The following is a 24,685-nucleotide window of genomic DNA, read 5'->3' as shown; positions in this document are numbered from 1 at the left end:
GGCTTACTCCGGCAGCAGGCTTTCGCCAGCATACAACTCGGCTACCGTCTCGCGGCGACGCACTTCAAACGCTTGATCACCGTCCACCAGCACCTCGGCGGTACGGCCGCGGGTGTTGTAGTTGGAACTCATGACAAACCCGTAGGCACCGGCCGAATGCACGGCCAGCAGATCGCCTTCTTCCAGGGCCAACTGGCGATCCTTGGCCAGGAAGTCGCCGGTTTCGCAGATCGGGCCGACGATGTCATAGGCGCGGGCTTCGCTTTCGCGAGGCGTCACGGCGGTGACATTCATCCAGGCCTGGTACAGCGCCGGGCGGATCAGGTCGTTCATCGCCGCGTCGACGATGGCGAAATCCTTGTGTTCGGTATGCTTGAGGTACTCGACCTGGGTCAGCAGCACACCGGCGTTGGCGACGATATAACGGCCTGGCTCGAACATCAGCGTCAGGTCGCGGCCTTCGGTGCGCTCGCGCACGGCTGCGATGTAGTCGGCAATCAGCGGCGGCTCTTCATCGCGATACCGCACGCCCACGCCACCACCGAGGTCGATGTGGTGCAGGTAGATGCCGCATTCGCCCAGGCGGTCGATCAGCGCCAGCAGACGGTCGAGCGCATCCAGGAACGGCGGCAGGGTGGTCAGTTGCGAGCCGATATGGCAGTCGACACCCAGCACTTCAAGGTTTGGCAACTGGGCGGCGCGGATGTACACGTCTTCGGCGTCGGCAATGGCGATGCCGAACTTGTTCTCTTTGAGACCGGTGGAAATGTAAGGGTGGGTGCCGGCATCGACGTCCGGGTTGACGCGCAGGGAGATCGGCGCGCGAACGCCCATCTCGGCGGCCACGACTTGCAGGCGCTCCAGCTCGTCCGTGGACTCGATGTTGAAGCAATGCACGCCGACTTCCAGGGCGCGACGCATGTCTTCGCGGCTCTTGCCGACGCCGGAGAACACGATCTTGTCAGCCTGGCCACCTGCGGCCAGTACCCGCTCCAGCTCGCCACGGGAAACGATGTCGAAACCGGCGCCAAGGCGCGCCAGGACATTGAGTACACCGAGGTTGGAGTTGGCCTTGACCGCGTAGCACACCAGGTGCGGTACGCCGTCCAGTGCGTCGGTGAAGGAGCGATATTGGGCTTCGATGTGCGCACGTGAGTACACGTACGTCGGGGTACCAAAGCGCTGGGCAATCGCGGACAGCGCCACGCCTTCCGCGAACAGCTCGCCGTCCCGGTAGTTAAAAGCGTCCATGAAGTTCCCTTATTCGTAGGTGTCGTGCTTATGCGCTTTGGATGGCTTTTGCGACGATTGCGCCTGTTCGTTCGGGTCTTTGCTGTCATCTGGCAGGTACAGCGGGCCTTTTTGACCACAGGCACTAACGAGGCAAGCGACCGCGACGAGCGCAGCAAGGGAAGAGATCAGGCGCTTCATGGCGAAATCCTTGAATATGCATTAATTGCGCCCGAGTATACCGACCACCCGCCGGCTTGCCTATGCGCTGAAATACCCGTCCGGCGGGGGTTTGCCGAGATTGTCGAGAAACGTCCTACGCTTGAAGGGGATATTTCATTCCGCCATTCGTGATGAAATCGGTATCCTTTGCAATCGGCGAAGCTCGCCCGTATGGTGCGGCGCTTGAGCAAAGCCAGACACTTTTGAGGTTGCCACAATGAGTTTGACCGAAGCCCGTTTTCACGACCTGGTGGATGCGACCCAGCAGGCGCTGGAAGATATTTTCGACGACAGCGGCCTGGACGTGGACCTGGAAAACTCGGCCGGCGTGCTGACTGTCAAGTTCGAGAGCGGCCAGCAACTGATCTTCAGTCGTCAGGAACCGTTGCGTCAGCTGTGGTTGGCAGCGCGTTCGGGTGGCGTGCACTTCGACTACGACGAAGAAAGCGGCAAATGGCAGTGCGACAAAAGTGAAGAGCTGTTGGGCGAGATGCTCATGCGCCTGGTTCTCGATTATACCGGCGCCGAGCTGGATTTCGACGAGATCTGATCGTGACCCAGCCCGCACCCGTACGCCCGCCCAAGCCGCTGTTCAGTAACGTCAGCCCGGCCGTGCCGTCACCTTGTATCAGTTTGTGTCGCCTGGACGAGCAAAAAGTCTGCCTCGGCTGCTTCCGCCACGTCGAAGACATCCGTGAATGGCGCTCCGCCGACGATGCCCGGCGCCGGGTGATCTGTGCCGAGGCCGAGCAGCGCAGGGCGCACGCCTGAGGCTGTCTTGTTTATTTGTGACGCTGTGGTAGTGTCCGGGTACGCCTCAACTCATCGAGGCCCGTGAGAACCCCGCCTTTTTTTGGCGGGGTTTTGCTTTTTTGTGCAGAAAAAAGGAGTCTGCCTGAATCATGACCACCGCACCGTCCATCATCCTCACCCGTCTTGACGTGCAGCGCCTTGAGCAATTGATCGACCGCTTGGGCGACGAGTTTCCTGGTGTCGAAGCGTTGCAGGCCGAACTCGACCGCGCTGAAGACGTGGTTGGCCACGATGAAGTGCCTGCGGGTGTCGTGACCATGAACTCCAGCGTGCATTGCCGTGAGCAGGGCAGCGGCAAGGACTACCACCTGACGCTGGTGTACCCGAAGCACGCGAATGCCGACGAAGGCAAGATTTCGATCATGGCGCCAGTGGGCAGCGCCTTGCTCGGCCTGCAAGTCGGCCAGCACATCGACTGGCCGGCGCCGGGTGGCAAGACGCTCAAGCTTGAGTTGCTCAGCGTTGAAGGCCAGCCCAAAGATGGCGGTGCTTTCCCGCTCTAAATCTGGCTCAGCGCCTCATTGAGTGACAGTTCCAGCTCGGCTTTGTAGCGCAGGTACAGGTTGCTCGGGCTTTGCACATCACCGAGCAGGCCTGACAGGTCGAGGTCGGTGATGTAGCAGCGGTAGCGTTCAGTCTCACGGCGCTGCCCGACGATTTCCTGGGCGACCACGGCAAACAGCTGGTCGCCGAACTCCAACTCGCAAAACTCCCGCTGATTGCAGTACAGGGTAATGCCCACCTGGCCCGGTGCGGCCTTGCCGATAATCGCCTGCACGTCGTAAAACGGTTTGTTCGTTGGGTTGTGCGGCGCTGGGCGAGGTTCAACGCCGCGCGCGCGCCCACTGCCTGACGGCAATAGCTGGTAATACAAGGTCTGCACCGCACCCAGCGGTTGTTGCGTGTCCAGCGGCGACAACGCGTCCCGTCGATAGATGATCGACTGCAGGAAGCGCTGCAACGGTGCCAACAGGCTTTGCTCATCATGAAACGGCAGGCGTTGTTGCCAGAGCGCGTTGAACTCGTCCAGCACATACAGTTCGGCAAAACCCTCGTTGACCCGGTAGAACACCTGCACACAATCGGCCATGCCCATGGGCAACAGCAGCGCCAGGTCGTGGTCTTCCAGGGCCCTGGCGTCCAGGTGCAATGGGCTGTAGCTCGCCAACTCCTCGCTGAGGTAGGCGATCAGTGCATCCTGGGTTGCCAGTGACACATGGGTGGCCTGGCCTGGCATCAACTCCATCACGTGGTAGTGCTGCTGGACCTGCAGCAAATAGCGGTGGTTGGACTGACCCAGCAACAGGTTCTGCGCGGTGTCGAAGATTTCTTCCACGCGCTGGGCAATGAACTGCGCGCGGTTGTGACAAAAACAACGCACCCGTAGGCGCGGCAGATGATCCGGCGGCAGTTGGTTGAGGTAGTCGCGCAGGCAGTCGAGCAAGGCGTGCGGGCCGTCGTAACGACTGACCATCACCTCGTTCCAACTGTTGAGCGTGACCTGGTCCAGGGTCAGCACCAGGTTGTCGCGCACTCCGGCGTAACTCAGCGAGTCGGTGCGCTCGGTGGTCATCAGGATGTTCAGTTCGCGGTGATGCTTGAGCGGGTCGACGCCGACGTTGATCAGCAGCAACACCTCTTCGGGCACCGCCGAGCGCAACAGGTTGACTTCGTCGACGCTGGCCAGCGGCAGGGCGACGGTCTGTTGCAGGCTGCCCAGCAGGTTGAACAGCTCGAATTCGGTCATGTCGCTGGTGCCGGGGTGCAGCGCCAGGCGGGTGCTGCTGTCGATCACGCCGTTGCGGTGGCACCAGGTGAGCATCTCCAGCAGGTCGCGGCTGCGCTTGATCGGCGCGAAGTGCTCCCATTCCAAGGCCGTGAGGTTGCCGTTGTACAGGCCCCAATGATGCTGGCCCGGCTCCTTGCGGTTGGGCGACTGCACCAGGGTCAGGGTGTCTTCGGCCAGGTCCGGGGCGATGCCAGGGTTGATGAACTCAACCTTGCCCGCCTTGCGTTCGAATGCGGCGTACAGGCGTCGGCCCAGCACGTTGAGGTCACGCTTGTTGATCAGGCTGACGGTCTGTTCGGTGCGGGCGAACTGGGTCAGGAACCGGTAGCTGTAATTCAGCTCGCTGACCAACGCGCGGCGCTCGGCGGCCACCTGGCGTACTTTCCATTGGCTACGGCTGTCCAGCAGGGCCAATTGGCGCGGGTCCCAGCCCCATTCGTGGGCCAGGCGCTCCAGCAACAGCCGCTGCCAACTGGTGCTGCGTTGGCCGGCGGTGAGTTTGCGATTGACCTTCAGGTACAGGGCGCGGCGTACCAGTTCCAGGCGTTCTGGCTCGTTGCGCGCTTTGAGGTATTCCTCGATGCGACGGTACACCACGATGTACGGGTCCAGCTCGTCCAGGTCCATCTGGTTGGCGAACACCGCGCGCTTGAAGCGCAGGCTCAGGCAATGCACGTTCGGGTGTTCGCTGGCGTAGACCTCGGTCAGCAGCAGTTTGAGCACCGACTTGTAGGGCGATTCAATGCCCTTGAACAGCTGCCACAGCCCGGCGCCAATGAATTCGCCGGGTGGGATGCGTGCCAGGTGGCCGAGGTCGAGGGTTTCATCGGCACGGATAAACCGCTTGGAGAGCAGCGTGTGGGTGAATTCGGCGTAACGGGTTTCTTCATACACGGGCACCAGCCACCAGATCGGCGTGCGCCCGGCCAGCCAGATGGCGGTGCGGTAGAACTCATCCAGCAGCAGGTAATGCTGGGTGGTACCGCAGTCGTCGGAGCTCAACTGGGTATCGCGTTCGCCAAGCACGAAGCGTGTTGGCTCGATCAGAAAGAAGTGCGCCTCGGCGCCCATGGTCATCGCCCAGGCCTCCAGCAGTTGGCATTTCTTGCGCAGTTCGGCCAGCTCGTTGTCACCCAGATCCGCTGCGTGGCACACCCACACATCCATATCACTCTGGTCCGCCTGGGCCAGCGTACCGAGGCTGCCCATCAGGAACAGGCCATGGATCGGCTTGGGCTGATTGACCGGGCGCGGTTTGTAAGAGAACGAGCGGGTCAGGCGCTGGGCTTCGGTCAGGGCCTGGGCGTCGGGTTCGAAGTTTGACAGCCCGGCTGGGGTGCTGCCCGATACATAGCCTGGCAACAGCGGATGATTGACGTGGAAAAACAGCGGCAGCAGCGTCAGCACGCTCTGCTGGCGCGGCGTCAGCCCCTCAACGGCGCGGGCCATGCGGCCTTCATTGAGTGCCATGAAGCGCGCACGCAATTGGGCCAGCACCTTGCGGTCGATGCCTTCGTCCAGGTCGGGGCGGATTTCATGGGTGCGGGTCATGTCGAACTCGGTGGCTCGCAGGGCCCGACGTGGGCGGCCGTGTAGGAGTTTACAGCCAGTAGCGTAGGAGGTTTAGAGGGAAATGATTTTTGACGCCAGAATTTCGCGCGTTCCACGGCAACGCCCTCGGAATCCGCAGCAGGCGGACTCCATGGGCGGTATCAGGTATCAGGCGGCTTCTTTGGTGCTGGCTGTAGTCAAGATGGTCAGCAGGGTTTGGGCCTGCTCGGCAGCGTCCCGGCCAAGGCTGGTCAGGTAGCCCCCGTCCGGCTGGTCAATAAGGCCTTTGGCATGGAGGCGCTTGGCAGCAGCGATTGCAGCAGGGGCGGCGGTGTTATGGACTTTCAGGCCTTCCTTGGTGCTGTCCAAGGGGAAGAGTACAAGGATTTCCAGTTCGGCAACCAACTCAGGGGTATACGACATAAGGACTCCAGACTTTCTAAAATTTATTAGAGGCTAGCAGGCCATAAGGTGAACGCACTTTGCCGAACTGTCCAGCGTGTTGCAGCGTGCCGGGGTTATTCCTTTTCAGGCGGCAGCTCAGGCAGCGCTCGTAGGGCGGCTTCGTACCACTGGGTATTGAATGCGCGGTCCTCATCGAGCATGGCGTCGATTTCGAATGCCAGCACGTGGGCCATCAGATTCAGGGTCTCTTCACGTTCATAACCCACCAGCGTCAGTTTGTTGAACGTGGCTTTGGCAGCGGGTGGGTTGTCGCTTTCGATTTGGTTTTCGATGGCTTCGATCAGCGTGTTTTCGGTGAATTCTTCTTCGTCGTTGTCGATATCGGTCGGCTCGCTCATGGCAGGCTCCTTAAGGAAAGGGCGCCAGTCTACCCCCATTCAGGCAGGTGATGCTGCTGGTCAGGGCGGCGCCCTGGATCTATAACTCCTGCAGCCAACCCCGCACACGGCCTGGAGGCTTTGCGATGCTCAAGCTCTACGGATTTTCGGTCAGCAACTACTACAACATGGTGAAACTGGCGCTGCTGGAGAAAGGCCTCTTGTTTGAAGAGGTGCCTTTCTACGCAGGCCAGACACCTGAAGCCCTGGCCGTGAGCCCCCGAGGCAAGGTGCCCGTGTTGGGGGTCAAACAGGGCTTTATCAACGAAACCAGTGTGATCCTCGAATACATCGAGCAAACCCAGGAAGGCCCGGCGCTGCTGCCGGCGGACCCGTTCCAGCGCGCCCAGGTGTTGGCGCTGTGCCGGGAAATCGAGCTGTACATCGAATTGCCTGCCCGTGCGTGTTTCGCCGAGGCGTTTTTTGGCATGCCGGTACCGGAGGCGATCAAGGACAAATCCAAGGCCGAGCTGTTGCTGGGGATGGGTTCTTTAGGCCGACACGGCAAGTTCGCGCCTTACGTGGCGGGGGAGAGCTTTACGATTGCAGACCTGTATTTCATGTACAGCGTGAACCTCGCCTGTGCGGTGGGCGAGAAGCTGTTTGGCCTGGATTTGCTGGCGCAAATGCCGGCGGCCAAGGCGTTGCTGGAAAAGCTGCATGCACTGCCCAATGCCCAGAAGGTCGCGGCGGACCGGGAGGCGGCGATGCCGGCGTTCATGGCGATGATTGCTGCCAAGAAATAGGTACCGCTTTTGTGGCGAGGGAGCTTGCTCGCGCTGGAGTGCGAAGCGCTCCCAAGATTTTGGGGCTGCTACGCAGCCCGGCGCGAGCAAGCTCCCTCGCCACAGGGATCAGCGGATAGCCAGTAAAGCCTGGCCGCGCACGACGGCGGCCTTCACCTGCGCCGGCGCAGTACCGCCGATGTGGTTACGCGCATTCACCGAGCCTTCCAAGGTGAGCACGGCAAACACGTCCTGCTCGATCTGGTCGCTGAACTGGCGCAGTTCTTCCAGGCTCATTTCCGCCAGGTCCTTGCCGGTCTCTACGCCGTATTTCACCGCGTGGCCGACGATTTCGTGGCAGTCACGGAACGGCAGGCCACGGCGTACCAAGTAGTCCGCCAGGTCCGTCGCGGTGGAGAAACCGCGCAAGGCCGCTTCACGCATGATCGCGTGTTTTGGCTTGATCGCCGGGATCATGTCGGCAAACGCACGCAGCGAGTCGCGCAGGGTATCGGCGGCGTCGAACAGCGGTTCCTTGTCTTCCTGGTTGTCCTTGTTGTAGGCCAGCGGCTGGCCTTTCATCAGGGTCAGCAGGCCCATCAGCGCGCCGAATACCCGGCCGCTCTTGCCACGTACCAACTCCGGCACGTCGGGGTTTTTCTTTTGCGGCATGATCGAGCTGCCGGTGCAGAAGCGGTCTGGCAGGTCAATGAACTGGAATTGCGCGCTGGTCCACAGCACCAGCTCTTCGGAGAAGCGCGACAAGTGCATCATCGCAATGCTGGCGGCGGCGCAGAATTCGATGGCGAAGTCGCGGTCGGATACGCCGTCCAGCGAGTTGCCGCCGACGGCATCGAAGCCCAGCAATTGCGCGGTGTACTCGCGGTCGATCGGGTACGTGGTGCCGGCCAGTGCGGCGCTGCCGAGCGGCATGCGGTTGGCGCGCTTGCGGCAATCGACCAGGCGTTCGTAGTCGCGGCTGAGCATTTCGAACCAAGCCAGCAGGTGGTGGCCGAAGGTCACGGGCTGGGCGGTCTGCAAGTGAGTGAAGCCGGGCATGATGGTGTCCGACTCGCGCTCTGCCTGCTCCAGCAGGCCTTTTTGCAGGCGAGTGATTTCGGACAGGATCAGGTCGATTTCATCGCGCAGCCACAGGCGGATATCGGTGGCCACCTGGTCGTTACGGCTACGGCCGGTGTGCAGTTTCTTGCCAGTCACACCGATACGGTCGGTGAGGCGGGCCTCGATATTCATGTGCACGTCTTCCAGGTCGACGCGCCAGTCGAACGTACCGGCTTCGATCTCACCGCGGATGGTGGTCAGGCCGTCGATGATGCTGTCGCGCTCGGCATCGGTCAGCACGCCGACTTTCGCCAGCATGGTGGCGTGGGCGATGGAGCCCATGATGTCGTGGCGGTACAGGCGCTGGTCGAAGGTGACGGAGGCGGTGAAACGGGCGACGAAGGCGTCGACGGGTTCACTGAAGCGGCCGCCCCAGGACTGGTTGGTCTTGTCGGTGCTCATGGATTCGCTCGTGGTCTGCTTAATTAAAGAGGCATGGAAGTCTGCCGGCGATAATAACAGGGTTGCCCCTGGAGGCGGTGCTGCGGGTCGTCGGCATTTTTATTTGTGCAAAGGATGGCTAAGTGCCTTGCCGTCGAACGCGTGCAGGACGAGACTGGAGATGGACGCGTGTTGATACGATATTTGACGATTGAGCACTATCGTCTCGGCAAGCGTCTACAGTTGGACTGATAGTGTGTGAATGCACCAAAGTCGGGTATTGCGGTCAGAGCCTGACTATCCATTTAAACGGGGGGTATTCGGATTGTGTATCAGCAAACCCTACGACGATGCCCGATGGCAGCAGGTCTTGGGCGCTATTGAACAGGTCCGGGTAAATATGGGTGCCGCTGCCGGGGCACTTTTTGCCGCTCGCGCTAGTCTTAGCGTGGATCGCTGTGACGCAAGTCACCGCACCTGTCTACGCTATCCTTGTGCGAGACTCACGCAGGAATCCAGCGCAATATGAATGTCCTGATCGTTGATGACGAACCCCAAGCCCGCGAGCGACTGAGCCGTTTGGTCAGTGAGCTCGAGGGTTATACAGTCCTTGAACCGAGCGCCAGCAACGGCGAGGAGGCGTTGACGCTGATCGACAGCCTCAAGCCCGATGTGGTGTTGCTCGATATCCGTATGCCGGGCCTCGATGGCCTGCAAGTTGCCGCTCGCCTGAGTGAGCGCGAATCGCCACCTGCGGTGGTGTTATGCGCCGCTCAAGAAGAGTTCGCAGCGCAGACGCTGGAAGCCAGTGACGTGAGTTTCGTGGTTAAGCCCGTGACTGCTGAAGCCCTGCTCAAGGCCTTGAAAAAGGCTGAACGTCCCAGTCGCAGCCAACTCGCCGCCTTGACCCAGCCAGCGGCCCAGAGTGGTAACGGGCCGCGCAGCCATATCAGCGCACGCACCCGCAAAGGCATCGAGCTGATCCCGCTGAGCCAGGTGGTCTATTTTATTGCCGATCACAAGTATGTGACCCTGCGGCACGAGGCCGGTGAAGTGTTGCTCGATGAGCCGCTCAAGGCCTTGGAAGACGAGTTTGGTGACCGCTTCGTACGTATCCACCGCAATGCACTGGTGGCCCGCGAGCGTATCGAACGCCTGCAACGTACACCTCTGGGGCACTTTCAGTTGTTCCTCAAGGGGCTCAATGGCGATGCCTTGATCGTCAGCCGGCGCCATGTCGCCGGCGTTCGCAAGATGATGCAGCAGCTTTAGCCCAAGGGCTGTGGCGAGGTCTGCAGTTGTTATCCCGGTGCGACGTGGCCAGGGAGGCCCCGCACTTGCTGATTCAAATCAAAGCGTATTTGCCTGAGCTGTTATTATCTGCCGTATCTATTCAGTACGGATTGATCCATGTCCTCTCGCGAAATCCGCATCGCCACCCGTAAAAGTGCCCTGGCCTTATGGCAGGCCGAATACGTCAAAGCACGCCTTGAGCAGGCCCATCCTGGCCTCAAGGTGTCCCTGGTGCCCATGGTCAGTCGCGGCGACAAGCTGCTCGACTCGCCACTGTCGAAGATTGGTGGCAAGGGCCTGTTCGTCAAGGAGCTGGAGACCGCGCTGCTGGAAAACGAAGCCGACATCGCCGTGCATTCGATGAAAGACGTGCCCATGGACTTCCCTGAAGGCCTGGGCCTTTTTTGCATCTGCGAGCGTGAAGACCCGCGTGATGCTTTCGTTTCCAACACCTATACTTCCCTGGATGAGCTGCCGCAAGGCAGCATTGTCGGCACGTCCAGCCTGCGTCGACAGGCGCAGTTGTTGAGCCGTCGCCCGGACCTGCAGATTCGCTTTCTGCGCGGCAACGTCAACACTCGCCTGGCCAAGCTGGACGCCGGGGAGTATGACGCGATCATCCTCGCGGCTGCCGGGTTGATCCGCCTGGGCTTCGAAGACCGCATCACCTCGGCCATCAGCGTCGAAGACAGCTTGCCTGCTGGCGGGCAGGGCGCGGTGGGCATCGAGTGCCGCACCGCGGATGCTGAAATCCATGCACTGCTCAAACCGCTTGATCACCACGACACTGAAGTGCGCGTGACGGCCGAGCGTGCCCTGAACAAACACCTCAACGGTGGCTGCCAAGTGCCCATCGCCTGCTACGCCGTGCTCGAAGGTGAAAACCTGTGGCTGCGCGGCTTGGTCGGCGACCCGGACGGTGGCACCTTGCTGACGGCCGAAGTGCGCGGGCCACAGCGCGACGCCACGGCCTTGGGGATCCAGGTCGCCGAAGAGTTGTTGGGTAAAGGCGCTGGCGCCATCCTGCAAAAAGTCTACGGCGAGGCCGGCCCGCAGTGACCGATTGGCGAGTGCTGCTGACACGGCCTGCGCAGGAATCGTCGGCCCTGGCAGCGGCGTTGCACGAAGCCGGTATCTTCAGCAGCAGCTTGCCTTTGCTGGACATTGAGCCGTTACCCGTTACCCCTGAACAACGGGCCGTCTTCGGCGATCTTGGCCGCTACTGCGCGGTGATCGTGGTGAGCAAGCCCGCTGCGCGCCTTGCCCTGCAACAGCGGGCTCGGCATCCCACGCCGCAAATGCCCTGGTTCAGCGTCGGCGCGGCGACTGCGCAGGTACTGGCCGATCACGGCCTTAACGTTCACTATCCCGAAACCGGCGACGACAGCGAGGCGTTGCTTCAATTGCCTGCGTTGCGCGAGGCTATCGCACGGCCGGATGCGCGGGTGTTGATCCTGCGTGGCGAGGGTGGTCGTGAGCTGCTGGCGGAGCGTTTGCGCGAGCAAGGTGCTAGTGTCGACTATCTGGAGTTGTACCGTCGGTTCATGCCGGCCTACGACGCCGGCGTGCTGGCGCAACGCATCCAGTTGGAACGCTTGAACGGCCTGGTGGTCAGCAGTGGGCAGGGTTTTTTGCACCTGCAAGCCTTGGCCGGTCCCGATTGGCCGCAGGTGGCACAGCTGCCGTTGTTCGTGCCCAGCCCACGAGTCGCCGAGATGGCACGGGCTGCTGGCGCAGAAAAAGTTGTGGATTGTCGCGGCGCGAGTGCCGCGGCTTTGTTAGTGGCGTTACGGAGTCATGCCGTTCCCACTCTCTGATACGCAAAGGACGGATACGTGAGCGAAACAGCCTTGCCTAAAGATGAAGCCCAACCCGCACTCGATGCGCCGGTTGAGTCACCGGTCACCGCGCCGCGCCGTGGCAATGGCCTGGCAGTTGTCGCCCTGCTGCTTGGTGCTGCAGGTGTCGCCGCCGGCGGGTGGGGGATCTGGCAGGTCCGCGCCCTGCAAGCCAGCAGCCAACAACAGCTGGGGCAGGTGCAGACCCTGGACGATCAATCCCAGTCCCTCAAACAGAGCCAGCAGCAGTTGGCTGCGCGTCTGGCCCAGTTACCGGGTGCGGACGAGTTGGAGGAGCGCCGCCGCCTGGTTGCCCAATTGCAGGGTGATCAACAGCGCCTGAACCAGCGCCTGGAAACCGTGTTGGGTGCCAGCCGCAAGGATTGGCGTCTGGCGGAAGCCGAGCACTTGATCCGTCTGGCGAGTCTGCGCCTGTCGGCCCTGCAAGATATCAACAGCGCCCAGGCACTGGTCCAGGGCGCCGACGAAATCCTGCGTGAACAGAGCGACCCAGGCTCCTACGCCGCCCGTGAGCAACTGGCCAAGAGCCTGGCCGCGCTGCGCAGTACCGAGCAGCCGGATCGTACCGGGCTGTACCTGCAACTGGCGGCGCTGCGTGACCAGGTTGTGCAACTGGCGGCCATTGCCCCCGAATATCAGCTCACCGAACCCGCTTCTCAGGGGCGCCCGACCGCAGATACAGACAACCGCTGGAGCCAGTGGTGGGAGCAGATATCTCGCTACTTCCGCATCGATTTCAACCCTGACGACAACATCCGGCCACTGCTCGCTGGCCAGGGCTTGAACCAAGTGCGCCTGGCCTTGAGCCTGGCCCTGGAGCAAGCCCAGTGGGCGGCACTCAATGGTGAGGCGGCCGTGTACAGCCGCTCGCTGGGCGAAGCGCGCAGCGTGTTGCAGGACAACTTCAACCAGGACAACCCGCAGAGCAAGGCGATGCTGGCGCGTATTGCCGAGCTTGAGCCCAAAGCCGTCTCGGTGGTGACGCCCGACTTGGCTGCGAGCCTGGCAGCGGTACAGGCATACCTCGAACGTCGTCACCTGTCTGCCGACGAAGCCAAGGCGGCGGCTGGCAAGCCGGCGACCCAGGAGTAGAGCCGATGAAGCGTTTCTATGTGATCCTGGTGTTGGCGATTGCGGTCGCCCTGGCACTGGCTGTGGGCATTTCGAAACACACGGGCTACGTGCTGATTACCTACCCTCACGTGCTGCATTACGAGTCGAGCCTGTGGGCGACGGTGGTGGCTGTGTTTGCCATCGGCCTTGCCCTCTACGTGATCCGTGTGTTGCTGAGCCTGGTGACCACCTCCGGTGGCGTGGTCAACCCGTGGTCGCGGCGTAACCGCAGTCGCCGTGTGCAGATCGCCATCGAGCAGGGCCAGATGGACCTCGCCGAAGGCCGCTGGGCCAGCGCCGAGCGCCACCTGCACCGCGCAGCCGAAGCAGAGCGCCAGCCGTTGCTGTACTACCTGGGCGCGGCCCGGGCGGCGAATGAGCAGGGGCGTTATGAAGAGTCGGATGGCTTGCTCGAGCGAGCCCTGGAGCGCCAGCCCCAGGCCGAACTGGCCGTTGCCCTGAGCCATGCGCAATTGCAGTTGGACCGTGGCGATACGGACGGCGCACTGACCACCTTGCAGGCCATGCACGAGCGTCATCCCCACAACGCCCAGGTATTGCGCCAGTTGCAGCGTTTGCATCAGCAACGTGGCGACTGGTCGTCGGTGATTCGCCTGCTGCCGGAGTTGCGCAAGGACAAGGTGCTGCCCGCCAGTGAGCTGGCCGAACTTGAGCGTCGCGCCTGGGGTGAAAACCTGACCCTCGCTGCCCAGCGCGAGGAGCAGGGTGAAGCGGGTTTGCAGTCCCTTGAGCGGGCCTGGCAGCAACTGACGTCTGCCCAGCGCCAGGAGCCTCAATTAGTCCTTGCCTATGCCGAGCAACTGCGTCAGTTAGGCGCAGATGCCAAGGCCGAGGAGGTCCTGCGCGGCGCCATCAAGCGCGGTTACGATAGTCACCTGATCCGGCTGTACGGCCTACTGCGCGGCAGCGACCCGGCCCGGCAATTGAAGTTTGCCGAGGGTTGGCTCAAGGACCATCTGCACGATGCCAGCCTGTTGCTGACGCTGGGCCGCTTGTGCCTGCAAAACAGCCTGTGGGGCAAGGCACGGGACTATCTCGACACGAGCCTGCAGGTGCAGCGCAACCCTGAAGCGTGCGCGGAGCTGGCGCGCCTGCTGGCCCAGTTGGGTGATACTGAACGAAGCAACCAGTTGTTTCAGGAAGGCCTGGGTCTTTTGGATAATCGCCTGTTGGCATCCCCGCTGCCGGTGCCTGTCCGGAGTTGATGTAGGAAAGGAGTACAGGGTTGGCTCAGGTGCGTCTGACAGTCAGCCCTTCAGTACTCTGAAAATACGCGTTCTGAGGCGCTTTTTCACAAACTCCTACGCTCAGTTGTCTGAGGTCCTCCAAGCTCTGTGGGAATGTCCCTGCGTTTTCACAGAATCGTCTGCGCTGGTGCGTATTGAAAGGGGTCAGGCCTTTCCTCTACCGTAACGACCTATCTTTCGCGATGCGGATAAAGCATGTCTTTGGCCCCTTCACGCTCCTTGTTTTTTCTTGCGTTCATGGCGGGTGCGCTGACATTGGGCGCGTCCTTTTATCTTGAGTTCGGTGCATCGTTGCGGCCCTGCTTCCTGTGTCAGATCCAGCGTATCTTTCTAGCCGCCTTCACGCTGATCAACCTGGTTGCCGCTATTCATAACCCCAGACGCTCCGCCGTCTGCCTTTACGGACTGGCGGGCATGGGGTGCGCACTGCTCGGTGCTATCACTGCTGTGCGTCAGGTGCTGCTGCAAAATGTCGCCTCTGACCAGCTTGCCGATTGCGGGCCCAGCCTGCACTACATGATCGAAAACCTGTCGCTGTGGCAGGCGCTGCAATTGACGGTCAAAGGCACCGTCGATTGTGTGGAAATCAATTGGACCTTGTTTGACTTGAGCCTTCCTGAATGGAGCTTGCTGTTTTTCCTGGGGATGCTGGTCCTGGGTGCTGTGCAGTTCTCAGGCGTGCTGATGGGCCAGCGCTTGCACCCGACAAGGCATTGAACGCAGGCCGCAGTTTGTAGGACCGGATTAAACACTTGTATGAACTTTCTCTCCTGCGTACCTTGAAGCCATAGTCATGCGGGCATAATCTGGCCCGCACGCGTTATTGAAACCGCTTGTCAGACTCGGCTTTGTCCCGCAGCACCTTTATCCTTGAAGCGTTGCGCGGGTATCAGGCGGCAGTGCCCCTATAGGGAAGAGAGATCATCATGCTGGAAAGTTGTCAGAATGCTCAGGAACGCTGGGGTGGAGTGCACAAGCTGATCGACAGCTGGTTGAAGGCACGTCACGAACTGGTTCGGGCCTTTGATGCGCTTGGCGCCAAGCCTGAGGCATTGGCTGAGAATCGCAAGCCGCTGCAGGAGTTCTGTGAAGTGTTGGTGGACTACGTGTCTGCCGGTCATTTCGGTGTCTACGAGCAACTTACCGAGGAGGCGCAAGCCTTCGATGATAAGCGTGGCCTGGAGTTGGCTGAGACCCTTTACCCACGCATCGATGTCATCACCGAAAAACTGCTGGAGTTCACCGACCTGTGTGATGCTGGCCAGTGTGTTGCCGAAAAATTCAAAGAGTTGGGCGCGCTGCTTCACGAGCGTTTCGAACTGGAAGATTGCCTGATCGAAGTTCTGCACAACGCCCACAAGGAAGAGCCTGCCACTCAGGCCTGATCGTTGATGGCGAGATGAAAAAACGGTGCGCATGGCGCACCTTTTTTTATGGGGTCAGTGTCGAGTGCCGAGCAATTCGATTTCGAACACCAGCGGTGTATAGGGTGCAATCAGCTCATCCGCACCGTCGGCACCATAGGCTTGGGCCGATGGGATCACCAGGCGCCATTTCGCCCCCACCGGCATCTGCTGCAACGCGCTGCTCCAGCCGCTGATTACGCTGTCCAGAGGAAACCATTGGGGTTGCGTGCTCTTGTCGAACACTGTGCCATCCGGCAATCGCCCCACGTATTTCACTTGAACCTGATCATTCGCGCCGGGCTTGCTACCGCTGCCGGGCGCCAGTTCGGTAAGCAGGATGCCATCGGCCAACTCGCGCACCCCTTTCGCGGTTTTTTCCTTGGCTAAAAACAGCTGTTCGGCGCTGAGGGCTTTTTCGATTTTGAGGGATTGGGCATTGTCTTCGGCCTGGGCCTCATGCTGCGCAAGAATCTGTTCGATACGCGCGTTATCCAGCGCCAGCGGCTTGCCTTGATATGCTTGCTTGAGGCCTTCGATCAAAGCCTGGATCTGAAGGTCCGGGACCTCGTGGCGCAGGCGCTCACCAAGGCTTGCGCCCAGGCTGTATGCAAGGTCGTGCTGGTCTTGAAGTGCAGTTTTTGCGGGCGATTGCTCGCTCGCATTGGCCACGGAAATCGCCAGGCCCAGAACAATGAAAAGGTAACGCGACATAGGCATTCTCCCGCCGAAAGTGCGACGGATTATGCCAGCGTGGATACGCAAAAAGTGCCGCGTATTTTCGTTATATCGATAAGAATTTTCCCACCGTGCAACGCAAGGCAAAGGATACTGTCAACATGCCCTAGCGGCGGTAAGAGCAGAGGGCTAGTATGAGCCGCACCCACGTCAGCCAGGAGGTAAACCATGTCGGCCAAACAGAAGCCTGTTAATACCCCGTTGCACTTACTCCAACAACTGTCGAGCAGCCTGCTTGAACATCTGGAAAGCGCGTGTTCCCAAGCGTTGGCCGATGCAGAAAAACTGCTCGCCAAGCTGGAAAAACAACGCGGTAAGGCGCAAGAAAAGCTGCACAAATCCCGCACCAAACTGCAAGACGCCGCCACTGCCGGCAAGGCCAAAGCTCAAGCCAAAGCCAAAGACGCTGTCAAAGAACTTGAGGACCTGCTGGACGCCCTCAAGGATCGTCAAGCTGAAACCCGCACCTATATTTCCCAACTCAAAAAAGATGCTCAGGAAAGCCTGAAATTGGCCCAGGGCGTTGGTCGTGTGAAAGAAGCTGTCGCGAAAGTGCTGGGCGCGCGTACTCCTGCAAAAGCCGTTGCCGCCAAGCCAGCTGCCAAAACCGCTGCTGCAAAACCAGCCGCCAAGCCAGCTGCTAAAACCGCTGCTGCAAAACCAGCCGCCAAGCCAGCTGCTAAAACCGCTGCTGCAAAACCAGCCGCCAAGCCAGCTGCTAAAACCGCTGCTGCAAAACCAGCCGCCAAGCCAGCTGCCAAAACCGCTGCTGCAAAACCAGCCGCCAAACCAGCTGCTAAAACCGCTGCTGCAAAACCAGCCGCCAAGCCAGCTGCTAAAACCGCTGCTGCAAAACCAGCCGCCAAGCCAGCTGCTAAAACCGCTGCTGCAAAACCAGCCGCCAAGCCAGCTGCTAAAACCGCTGCTGCAAAACCAGCCGCCAAGCCAGCTGCCAAAACTGCTGCTGCAAAACCAGCCGCCAAGCCAACTGCTAAAACCGCTGCTGCAAAACCGGCCGCCAAGCCAGTTGCTAAAACCGCTGCTGCAAAACCAGCCGCCAAGCCAGCTGCTAAAACTGCTGCTGTAAAACCAGCCGCCAAGCCAGCTGCTAAAACTGCTGCTGCAAAACCAGCCGCCAAACCAGCTGCCAAGCCTGCCGCAAAACCAGCCGCTGCAAAGCCAGCTGCAGCCAAGCCAGCGACCCCGGCGACCCCGGCCGCCGCAGCTCCAACGGCACCGGCCAGCAGCACTCCAGCACCGGTAGCGCCAAGCACCACCCCAACCAGCGCTTCCTAAGTGCCGGTGGCCACGACGCGCAGCTGCTGCAGCACGTCGTGGTCAAGGTTGGCGGCATCCTCAGTCGCCAGTCCTTCCAGCCATCGTTGTTGATTTGCGCTCTGGTTTGATGGCCACGCCAGTGCAAGCACCTCGAGGCGCATTATTAATTCCCGTTCGGCGTCCAACTCCAGGGCCTTGACCCGTTCCCGAAACGCCGCCAGTTGCCCATCCTGCTGCGCCCTGGCTCGCCATTGCATACGCAGCTGTCGCAACGGTTCGATCACCTGTACCTGCCAAGGCTTGGCGATGTGCTTCAGCGCTTGCACGCGCTCGGCTGTCAGCGCGACCCCTCTTTGTTCCAGCCACGCCCCACAGAGCAGCAGGCACACATCCGCGCCTTGCGCCTGCGCGCGCAGGCAGGCTTCTTCGACGCCCGGCCGGGCGTAAGTCGAGAGGGCAAAGCTCCACAGGTCAGCACACATATTCACACCCAAGCCAGCGGGCAACGAAGCTGGTAGACTCCGCCGCCATTATGATCCGACTTCAAAGCCTAACATTACAGCGTGGCCCGCAACGTCTTCTCGAAGACGCCGAGCTGACCCTGCACGCCGGTCACAAAGCCGGCCTGATCGGTGCCAACGGCGCCGGCAAATCCACGTTGTTTGCCCTGTTGCTGGGTGAGCTGACCCCGGACTCCGGGGACTGCCTGCTGCCGGCCGACTGGCGCATCGCCCATATGCGCCAGGAGATCGACACCCTGGACCGCATCGCGATCGACTACGTGCTCGATGGCGACCTGCGCCTGCGCCAGGTGCAACACGACCTCGCCGAGGCCGAAAAAGCCCAGGACGGCGCCGCCCAGGCCCGCTTGCACGCGGAACTGGACAGCGCCGATGGCTACACCGCTGACGCCCGTGCCCGCAAGATGCTCGCCGGCCTTGGTTTTACCAACGAACAGATGGACCGCCCGGTCGCCGACTTCTCCGGTGGCTGGCGCATGCGCCTGAACCTGGCCCAGGCGCTGATGTGTCCTTCGGATCTGTTGCTGCTCGACGAACCGACCAACCACTTGGACCTCGATGCGATCCTGTGGCTGGAAGATTTCCTCAAGAACTACCAGGGCACCCTGCTGCTGATCTCCCACGACCGGGATTTCCTCGACGCTGTGGTCGACAACATCGCCCACGTCGAACAGAAGAAAATCACCCTGTACCGTGGTGGCTACACCGCGTTCGAGCGGGCCCGTGCCGAGCGCCTGGCCCAGCAACAACAGGCGTTCGAGAAGCAGCAGGCGCAACGTGCGCATATGGAAAGCTACATCGCCCGCTTCAAGGCCCAGGCCACCAAGGCCCGCCAGGCCCAGAGCCGGATCAAGGCCCTGGAACGCATGGAAGAACTGTCGGCGGCCCACGTCGATTCGCCGTTCGACTTCGTGTTCCGCGAGTCGGTGAAGATCTCCAGCCCATTGCTGGACCTCTCGGATGCCCGCTTGGGTTATGGCGACAAAACCATCCTGGAAAAGGTCAAGCTGCAGCTCACGCCGGGTGCGCGCATCGGTTTGCTCGGCCCCAACGGCGCGGGCAAGTCGACGCTGATCAAGAACCTGTCAGGTGAGCTGCAACCCCTGGCCGGTCGCCTGACCCGTGGCGAGAACCTGGTGGTGGGCTACTTCGCCCAGCATCAGTTGGACTCCCTCGATGCCAAGGCCAGCCCGCTGTTGCACCTGCAACGCCTGGCGCCGACCGAGCGCGAGCAGCCCCTGCGCGACTTCCTCGGCGGTTTCGACTTCCGGGGTGCGCGTATCGATGAGCCGGTGCTGAACTTCTCCGGTGGCGAAAAAGCTCGCCTGGCCCTGGCGTTGATCGCCTGGGACCGGCCGAACCTACTGCTGCTCGACGAACCGACCAACCACCTGGACCTGGAAATGCGCCTGGCGCTGACCATGGCCTTGCAGGAATTCAGCGGTGCGGTCCTGGTGGTGTCTCACGATCGCCACCTGCTCAAAAGCACCACCGATAACTTCCTGCTGGTGGCCGATGGCAAAGTCGAAGAGTTCGACGGCGACCTCGACGACTATGCGCGCTGGCTGACCGATTACCGCCTGCGCAATGCGCCGGCCAGCAATACGCCCGTCAACCCGGACAAGACCGATAAGAAGGCCCAGCGCCAGGCTGCAGCTGCATTGCGCCAACAGTTGGCGCCGCACAAGCGCGAAGCCGACAAGCTGGAAGCCGAGTTGGGCAAGCTGCACGAGCGCCTGGCCAAGATCGAAGCCAGCCTGGGCGACAGCGCCGTGTACGAGGCCGCACGCAAGGATGAGTTGCGCGACTTGCTGGCCGAACAGGCCAAGCTCAAGGTGCGCGAAGGGCAATTGGAGGAAACCTGGATGGAAGCCCTCGAATTGCTCGAAAGCTTGCAAGCGGAGCTGGAGGCGCTGTCCTGATGGAAGCGCTGCAATTGCCGATACCGACGCAATGGGTCGAGCCCGTGTGGATCGGCGTGCAGATCCTGCTGATCCTGCTGGGCGCCTACCTCGCCCAGCGCTTCGTTGCCAAAGGCCTGACTCGGCTGGGTGAGCGTTACCCGTTCCCGCCGCAATTGTTGATGCCACTGCGCGGTGGCCTGCGCTGGCTGATCATGGGCAGTGCGCTGATCTTCGTGCTGGGCCGCCTGGGCGTGTCCGCCACCGTGCTGTGGACCGCGCTGTCGGGGTTTGTTGCGGTTGCCGCGGTGGCGTTCTTCGCCATGTGGTCGGTGCTGTCGAACCTGCTGTGCGCGATCTTGATCTTCACCGTCGGGCCGTTCCGCATTGGTGACATCGTTGAACTGGTGGATACCGTCGACAAACCGGGTGTGAAAGGCCGTGTGGTGGCGATCAACCTGCTCTACACCACGCTGATCGAAGTGGCGCAAGCTGGCACTGACAGCGCGATGGTGCAGGTGCCCAACAGCCTGTTCTTCCAGCGTTCGGTGCGCCGTTGGCCGGGGACTCATGTGTTTCCAGGCGATCGCTAGTATTCACATCTTGTAAAAATCTATAGCCAGCCTTTGGTCGGCGGAGTTAGCTTAAGGCCACAACCGCAAACTCTGTCCCGAGGTGTGCAATGGCACTCGATACGTGGCTGGCCTTTTTCCTGGCCAGTTGGATTATCTCCCTTTCCCCTGGCGCCGGTGCCATCGCTTCGATGTCCAGCGGCCTGCAATATGGTTTCGTGCGTGGCTACTGGAACGCCATCGGCCTGCAACTGGGCCTGGCGATGCAGATTGCCGTGGTGGCGGGTGGCTTGGGTGCCATTCTGGCGGCATCGTCTACCGCGTTTTATGCGATCAAATGGTTTGGCGTGGCGTACCTGGTGTACCTGGCGATCAAGCAATGGCGCGCCTTGCCTATGGACATGACCGATGACGCGGCGCCACGCCCGATCGGCAAGCCGATGGCAATGATGTTCCGTGGCTTCCTGGTCAATGCCAGCAACCCCAAGGCGTTGGTGTTCATGCTGGCGGTGCTGCCGCAGTTCGTGAACCCGCAGGCGCCACTGCTGGCGCAGTACCTGATCCTGGGAGCGACGATGATCAGCGTCGATATGATCGTGATGGCGGGGTATACGGGGCTCGCGTCGAAGGTGTTGCGCCTGTTGCGCACGCCGAAGCAGCAAAAACGTGTGAACCGTACGTTTGCCGGGTTGTTTGTCGGTGCGGCTGGCTTCCTCGCTAGCCTGCATCGCGCTACGGCATAACTGACGAAACCGAATCAAAACTGTGGAAGCTGGCTTGCCTGCGATAGCATCACCTCGGTGTACCTGATGTACCGAGGTGTCTGCATCGCAGGCAAGCCAGCTCCCACAGTGGTTTTATGGTGTTTGTGAAATCCTGGTTCAGCGCAGGATTTTTGGTGCTTCATCTCGTGGCAGGTTATTGCGCAGCACCGGTTGGTCAGGCGCTTGATAGCCGCCACCCAACTGCTCCGCCAACTGCCGCGCCACATCTTCACCCAGCGCTTTCGACACTTCCTTCACCACCCGCGGCCGGTTCAGGCTCACGCGTACGTCGCGGCTGTTCACCAGTTTGGTGTCCTGGCCTTCACCCATGGCGGTGAACGCCGAGGTGATCTCGAAGGTGCGTGTGTTGATCAGGCTGAAATCCGCCACCAGCGTCAGGCCCAGCACCGCCGAGTAGCTGTTGGTGTGGTCCAGGGCGTTGATGTCCTGGGTGAAGTCGATGTCGGACAGCGTGCCGAACAGCACGTAGTCCGCGCCCTTGAAGTGGCCGGCCTTGATGCGCTTGATCACGTCGTAGACGTCACCCTGGGCATCGGCGGTGTAGGGCGTGCCCTGCACCAGCTGGAACTGGCGGGACTTGAGGATCTGGCCCTTGATATCGCCGCTGAACTGGCGCAGCTCGGTCTGCTCGATGTAGCTGTTGCGGCTTTCGTACTCGCTGTAGTTCGTCGCGCCACTGGCGTGGTAGCTGCTTGCCTGGAAGTTGTTGCTGGCCGAGACCTGGTGGATGTATTCCTCGACCCGCGCCTCGTAGGCCAGGTCGGTCACCGCGATCTTCGGTGCGGCCGCGGCGCCAAAGGCGCACAGCAGGCCGATCATGCCAATCCATGCACGCATTGCTTAGCGCTCCGTGGTCTTGCGGATTTCTTTTTCGTCCATCCATTCGGCCAGGCCGCTCTCGACGTCGATCAGTTGCAGGCTGAACTTGTAGAACACGTCCTTGTAGTCCGAGCTGCGCTTGACGATGGAGCTGATGGAGCCTTCCAGGCGGTACTTGGCAGCGACCATGTTGCCGGTCTTGCTCACCGTGGATTTCTTGTACAGGCCGCTCTGGTTCTGCAGCTTGAGCTGGTCGACCTGGCTTTGCATGTCGGTGTTGTCGCTGGCGAAGCGCGCGGTGCCGGTTTTCATCAGTTGGGTCTTGATCGACGTGGTGATCTCGCGGGTGTCGATGTACTCGCTGGTCTTGTTCTTCACGTCATACACCTGCACCACCGGGCGGCCTTGCAGGATGCCGGACTGGGCGAGGGAGCGGGTCATGCTTTCGGCGATCATCTGCAGGTCGGTGGAGCCGAACTCGTTGGTCACCGTTTCCACGGCCTTGGTGTCGCCGTAGTTGATGTGCTTGCTGCCCAGCACGGGCGAAGTATTGGCGCAACCGCTGGCCAGGACGGCCACCACGGCGAGCATCGAAAAGCGTGCAAACATGGAGAAATCTCTCAAGAAGGGTGGACGGCTCAAGGGGTTTTGACTTCAAGGCGAAAGTCCGCCGCCTGGGGCAGATTGGCGATAGCCGGCAGGAAGGTCGCCTGGTTGGCGTACAGGTTCAGCACTTTCCAGGTTTCTTCATCGCCCACCGGGAAGCCGTCGGCGCCGAGCCAGGCGAAGCGGTAGTACAGGGTCTGGTTGCTGCTGGTGATGTTGCTCAACTGCACCTTGGCGGTGAGGAATCCGTTCTCGCGGGCTACGCGAATAGCGCCGACGGCGATGCCCTTGAACTTGCCCATCACCACGATTTTGCTCGCGGCACTGCCGGGTTCCGGCGGCGGGGTAGCGCAGCCAGCAAGCAGGATCAGCGCCAGGGCGCCGAGGATGAAACGACGCATAGCGTGCTCCTTAAGGTTGTTTGAGGGTGGCGATGGCCTGGGGCGGCGTGCTCGGCACTACATGGGCGGCAAGTCCGCCGGCGAACACTTGGTTGCCGACCACGCGCAGGGTAATCACTTGGTAGCGTTGGTCGGCCTTGACCGTCACCCGCGTGCCGCCCAGGGCGTTGGGCAGGCTGACCTGGTGCTCGCCGTGCTTGAGGCGCAAGCGGGTCACTTGGGTCATGTCCGGCAGGGTGCGCCAGGTGCGGGTGTCGGCACCCTCGGCCACGGCCGAGGCGATGCCCAGCACCAGGCCTGCCATCGGGTTGGTCTTGTTCAGGTTGTTTTGCGCCACGCCACGGGTGACCGCCCGCACGGTGGTGCGCAGGATGATCCCCGGCATGTCATCGCGCAGGGCGCGGCGCGACATCGCCGTGGTGCTGTTAAGCGCGGTGAGGTTCTGTTGCTGGCCGTCGACGCCGATCTGGGCGAAGGTCGCGGTGGAGTTGTCGGCCTTGATCACCGGGAATGACAAGGGGGTGATCACCAGGTTGCCATTGATCGGGATCGGCAGCGGCAGGCGGATCGAGTCGCGAGCCGGGGCCAGGCCGCTCTGGACCACGATCAGCACGTCGGTTTCATCCGCGCCGACCTTGGATTTGTCCAGGTCCAGCAGGGCTTGTTCCAGTAACGGCGTGTTGGGGCGCAGCTCGGCAGCCTTGCGATAACCGGGGGCGGCCAGGTCTTTTTCACCCAGGGCTTCATAGACGAAGCCGGCCAGGTAGTGGCTGAACGCACTCTGGTAGCTATTTTTGAGGCCGACCACCTCCGGCGCGTTCAGGGCCTCGACCGGGTAGCCGCTCAGGTCTTTCATCTGGGTGGTTACGCCAGCGCGCTCGGCGTCGTCCTCGCGCTTGAGGTATTCCTTGTCGCGCAGGTCGGCGATCACGGCCTCGCGTTCGTGGGTCTTCTTGATCTCGGTGCGTGCGCCGTCGAAGTCGTTCAGGGCCAGCAGGTTCAGGGCCATCTGGGTGGTCAGCATGACTTTTTCGTAGTCATAGCCTTCGTAGCGGCGCACTTTGTCGTTGGCCAGGAAGCTGCCGAACTGCGAAAGGTACCTTGCGCTGTCGAACTTGACCGACTCTTCCCACGTGTAGACTTGCAGGTCGGCGCTGCGCCAGGCGGTCTGGCTGCCGGTCAGGTCGCCCTTGGCGCGCAGTAACTCGCCCTTCTCGAAAAAATACAGCAGATCCTTGTCGTCGCCGGTGTTGTTCTTTTCCAGCAGGGTCAAGGCGCCGTCGACATTACCGCTGGCCAGTTGCTGGTTGGTGGCTTGCAGTTCGGTGTCGTAGCTGCGGAACATCGAACAGCCGCAGAGCAGTGTGGCCGCCGCGAGCACAAGCGGAGGTAAGGCGCGAAATACCATGCAACTTCTTCCCTGAAAGTAGTCAACCGATGTGGTAATTCCTCA

The 24,685-nt window shown here is 61.2% G+C and carries 27 protein-coding genes; 15 read left to right on the top strand and 12 right to left on the bottom strand.

Features of this window, described 5'->3' with window-relative positions; translation table 11 throughout:
* Positions 1 to 3 precede the first annotated feature (3 nt).
* Both lysA and PspS35_RS28865 read right to left on the bottom strand, forming a co-directional pair.
* On the bottom strand, positions 4 to 1,251 hold the full coding sequence (gene lysA, locus PspS35_RS28870) for a diaminopimelate decarboxylase (RefSeq protein WP_159937786.1): 1,248 nt from the start codon (positions 1,249 to 1,251) through the stop codon (positions 4 to 6).
* Positions 1,252 to 1,260: 9 nt separating this feature from the next.
* On the bottom strand, positions 1,261 to 1,431 hold the full coding sequence (locus PspS35_RS28865; RefSeq protein ID WP_010207449.1) for a lipoprotein: 171 nt from the start codon (positions 1,429 to 1,431) through the stop codon (positions 1,261 to 1,263).
* Positions 1,432 to 1,669: 238 nt separating this feature from the next.
* On the opposite strand from PspS35_RS28865, the gene cyaY reads away from it, so the two are divergent.
* The 3 genes from cyaY (at position 1,670) to rnk (ending at position 2,768) form a co-directional block, all read left to right on the top strand.
* A complete protein-coding gene (gene cyaY / locus PspS35_RS28860) occupies positions 1,670 to 2,002 on the top strand; it encodes an iron donor protein CyaY (protein ID WP_159937785.1) in 333 nt (110 codons plus the stop codon).
* A 2-nt stretch (positions 2,003 to 2,004) separates the two neighbouring features.
* On the top strand, positions 2,005 to 2,223 hold the full coding sequence (locus tag PspS35_RS28855; RefSeq protein WP_015886498.1) for a DUF1289 domain-containing protein: 219 nt from the start codon (positions 2,005 to 2,007) through the stop codon (positions 2,221 to 2,223).
* A 131-nt stretch (positions 2,224 to 2,354) separates the two neighbouring features.
* Positions 2,355 to 2,768 carry a nucleoside diphosphate kinase regulator gene (gene rnk / locus PspS35_RS28850; RefSeq protein WP_159937784.1) on the top strand — a complete coding sequence of 138 codons (414 nt, stop codon included), beginning with the start codon at positions 2,355 to 2,357 and terminating at the stop codon, positions 2,766 to 2,768.
* Here the strand turns inward: rnk and PspS35_RS28845 are convergent.
* The 3 genes from PspS35_RS28845 to PspS35_RS28835 all read right to left on the bottom strand — a co-directional run bounded on the left by PspS35_RS28845 (position 2,765) and on the right by PspS35_RS28835 (position 6,408).
* A complete protein-coding gene (locus PspS35_RS28845) occupies positions 2,765 to 5,605 on the bottom strand; it encodes a class I adenylate cyclase (RefSeq protein ID WP_159937783.1) in 2,841 nt (946 codons plus the stop codon). The two genes, rnk and PspS35_RS28845, sit on opposite strands and share 4 nt — an antisense overlap.
* 168 nt (positions 5,606 to 5,773) lie before the next feature.
* On the bottom strand, positions 5,774 to 6,028 hold the full coding sequence (locus tag PspS35_RS28840; RefSeq protein ID WP_159937782.1) for a TIGR02647 family protein: 255 nt from the start codon (positions 6,026 to 6,028) through the stop codon (positions 5,774 to 5,776).
* A gap of 95 nt (positions 6,029 to 6,123) precedes the next feature.
* The gene (locus PspS35_RS28835) at positions 6,124 to 6,408 is read right to left on the bottom strand and encodes a hypothetical protein (protein WP_159937781.1); all 285 of its coding nucleotides are present in this window, start codon (positions 6,406 to 6,408) and stop codon (positions 6,124 to 6,126) included.
* 125 nt (positions 6,409 to 6,533) lie between these two features.
* On the opposite strand from PspS35_RS28835, the gene PspS35_RS28830 reads away from it, so the two are divergent.
* Positions 6,534 to 7,193, top strand: coding sequence for a glutathione S-transferase (locus PspS35_RS28830; RefSeq protein ID WP_159937780.1), 660 nt, complete (start codon positions 6,534 to 6,536; stop codon positions 7,191 to 7,193).
* Positions 7,194 to 7,301: 108 nt separating this feature from the next.
* On the opposite strand, the gene argH is transcribed toward PspS35_RS28830, so the two are convergent.
* Positions 7,302 to 8,696, bottom strand: coding sequence for an argininosuccinate lyase (gene argH / locus PspS35_RS28825; RefSeq protein ID WP_159937779.1), 1,395 nt, complete (start codon positions 8,694 to 8,696; stop codon positions 7,302 to 7,304).
* A gap of 504 nt (positions 8,697 to 9,200) precedes the next feature.
* On the opposite strand from argH, the gene PspS35_RS28820 reads away from it, so the two are divergent.
* The 7 genes from PspS35_RS28820 (at position 9,201) to rsd (ending at position 15,593) form a co-directional block, all read left to right on the top strand.
* Complete coding sequence (locus PspS35_RS28820; RefSeq protein ID WP_159937778.1) at positions 9,201 to 9,947, top strand: LytTR family DNA-binding domain-containing protein; 747 nt, start codon at positions 9,201 to 9,203, stop codon at positions 9,945 to 9,947.
* Between the two features lie 138 nt (positions 9,948 to 10,085).
* Complete coding sequence (hemC, locus tag PspS35_RS28815; RefSeq protein ID WP_159937777.1) at positions 10,086 to 11,027, top strand: hydroxymethylbilane synthase; 942 nt, start codon at positions 10,086 to 10,088, stop codon at positions 11,025 to 11,027.
* Positions 11,024 to 11,785 carry a uroporphyrinogen-III synthase gene (locus PspS35_RS30485; RefSeq protein WP_238785959.1) on the top strand — a complete coding sequence of 254 codons (762 nt, stop codon included), beginning with the start codon at positions 11,024 to 11,026 and terminating at the stop codon, positions 11,783 to 11,785. The genes hemC and PspS35_RS30485 overlap by 4 nt, the downstream gene beginning before the upstream one ends.
* Positions 11,786 to 11,803: 18 nt before the next feature.
* Positions 11,804 to 12,919 carry a uroporphyrinogen-III C-methyltransferase gene (locus PspS35_RS30480; RefSeq protein ID WP_238785957.1) on the top strand — a complete coding sequence of 372 codons (1,116 nt, stop codon included), beginning with the start codon at positions 11,804 to 11,806 and terminating at the stop codon, positions 12,917 to 12,919.
* Between the two features lie 5 nt (positions 12,920 to 12,924).
* Positions 12,925 to 14,166, top strand: a complete 1,242-nt coding sequence (locus PspS35_RS28805; protein WP_159937776.1) for a heme biosynthesis protein HemY — start codon at positions 12,925 to 12,927, stop codon at positions 14,164 to 14,166.
* 237 nt (positions 14,167 to 14,403) lie between these two features.
* Positions 14,404 to 14,925, top strand: a complete 522-nt coding sequence (locus PspS35_RS28800) for a disulfide bond formation protein B (RefSeq protein ID WP_159937775.1) — start codon at positions 14,404 to 14,406, stop codon at positions 14,923 to 14,925.
* A 209-nt stretch (positions 14,926 to 15,134) separates the two neighbouring features.
* Positions 15,135 to 15,593, top strand: coding sequence for a sigma D regulator (gene rsd, locus PspS35_RS28795; RefSeq protein WP_159937774.1), 459 nt, complete (start codon positions 15,135 to 15,137; stop codon positions 15,591 to 15,593).
* A 54-nt stretch (positions 15,594 to 15,647) separates the two neighbouring features.
* Here rsd and PspS35_RS28790 read toward each other — a convergent pair whose 3' ends face one another.
* Positions 15,648 to 16,325: an FKBP-type peptidyl-prolyl cis-trans isomerase gene (locus PspS35_RS28790; RefSeq protein WP_159937773.1), complete on the bottom strand. Its 678-nt coding sequence runs from the start codon at positions 16,323 to 16,325 to the stop codon at positions 15,648 to 15,650.
* 192 nt (positions 16,326 to 16,517) lie between these two features.
* On the opposite strand from PspS35_RS28790, the gene PspS35_RS28785 reads away from it, so the two are divergent.
* Positions 16,518 to 17,645: an AlgP family protein gene (locus PspS35_RS28785; protein ID WP_159937772.1), complete on the top strand. Its 1,128-nt coding sequence runs from the start codon at positions 16,518 to 16,520 to the stop codon at positions 17,643 to 17,645.
* Here the strand turns inward: PspS35_RS28785 and PspS35_RS28780 are convergent.
* Positions 17,642 to 18,109: a TIGR02444 family protein gene (locus tag PspS35_RS28780; RefSeq protein ID WP_159937771.1), complete on the bottom strand. Its 468-nt coding sequence runs from the start codon at positions 18,107 to 18,109 to the stop codon at positions 17,642 to 17,644. The genes PspS35_RS28785 and PspS35_RS28780 overlap by 4 nt on opposite strands.
* A 50-nt stretch (positions 18,110 to 18,159) precedes the next feature.
* Here PspS35_RS28780 and PspS35_RS28775 point away from each other — a divergent pair, with 50 nt between their 5' ends.
* The 3 genes from PspS35_RS28775 (at position 18,160) to PspS35_RS28765 (ending at position 21,364) form a co-directional block, all read left to right on the top strand.
* Positions 18,160 to 20,070, top strand: coding sequence for an ATP-binding cassette domain-containing protein (locus PspS35_RS28775; RefSeq protein ID WP_159937770.1), 1,911 nt, complete (start codon positions 18,160 to 18,162; stop codon positions 20,068 to 20,070).
* Positions 20,070 to 20,642 (top strand): mechanosensitive ion channel family protein, encoded by a 573-nt coding sequence (locus PspS35_RS28770; RefSeq protein ID WP_159937769.1) that lies wholly within the window; start codon positions 20,070 to 20,072, stop codon positions 20,640 to 20,642. Before PspS35_RS28775 ends, PspS35_RS28770 begins: the two co-directional genes overlap by 1 nt.
* Before the next feature lie 89 nt (positions 20,643 to 20,731).
* The gene (locus PspS35_RS28765; RefSeq protein WP_159937768.1) at positions 20,732 to 21,364 is read left to right on the top strand and encodes a LysE family transporter; all 633 of its coding nucleotides are present in this window, start codon (positions 20,732 to 20,734) and stop codon (positions 21,362 to 21,364) included.
* Between the two features lie 138 nt (positions 21,365 to 21,502).
* Here the strand turns inward: PspS35_RS28765 and PspS35_RS28760 are convergent, their stop codons facing one another.
* The 4 genes from PspS35_RS28760 to PspS35_RS28745 are packed head-to-tail and all read right to left on the bottom strand — an operon-like array spanning position 21,503 to position 24,640.
* Entirely contained in the window at positions 21,503 to 22,243 is a 741-nt protein-coding gene (locus PspS35_RS28760; RefSeq protein WP_159937767.1) for a penicillin-binding protein activator LpoB, read from the bottom strand.
* Positions 22,244 to 22,246: 3 nt separating this feature from the next.
* Complete coding sequence (gene lpoB / locus PspS35_RS28755) at positions 22,247 to 22,834, bottom strand: penicillin-binding protein activator LpoB (RefSeq protein WP_159937766.1); 588 nt, start codon at positions 22,832 to 22,834, stop codon at positions 22,247 to 22,249.
* Between the two features lie 29 nt (positions 22,835 to 22,863).
* The gene (locus PspS35_RS28750; RefSeq protein ID WP_159937765.1) at positions 22,864 to 23,232 is read right to left on the bottom strand and encodes a YcfL family protein; all 369 of its coding nucleotides are present in this window, start codon (positions 23,230 to 23,232) and stop codon (positions 22,864 to 22,866) included.
* A gap of 10 nt (positions 23,233 to 23,242) precedes the next feature.
* Positions 23,243 to 24,640 (bottom strand): hypothetical protein, encoded by a 1,398-nt coding sequence (locus tag PspS35_RS28745; RefSeq protein WP_159937764.1) that lies wholly within the window; start codon positions 24,638 to 24,640, stop codon positions 23,243 to 23,245.
* Positions 24,641 to 24,685: the final 45 nt, after the last annotated feature.

The sequence above is a fragment of the Pseudomonas sp. S35 genome (genome assembly GCF_009866765.1).
Taxonomy (GTDB): domain Bacteria; phylum Pseudomonadota; class Gammaproteobacteria; order Pseudomonadales; family Pseudomonadaceae; genus Aquipseudomonas.
This window is presented reverse-complemented; position numbering and strand designations above follow the sequence as displayed.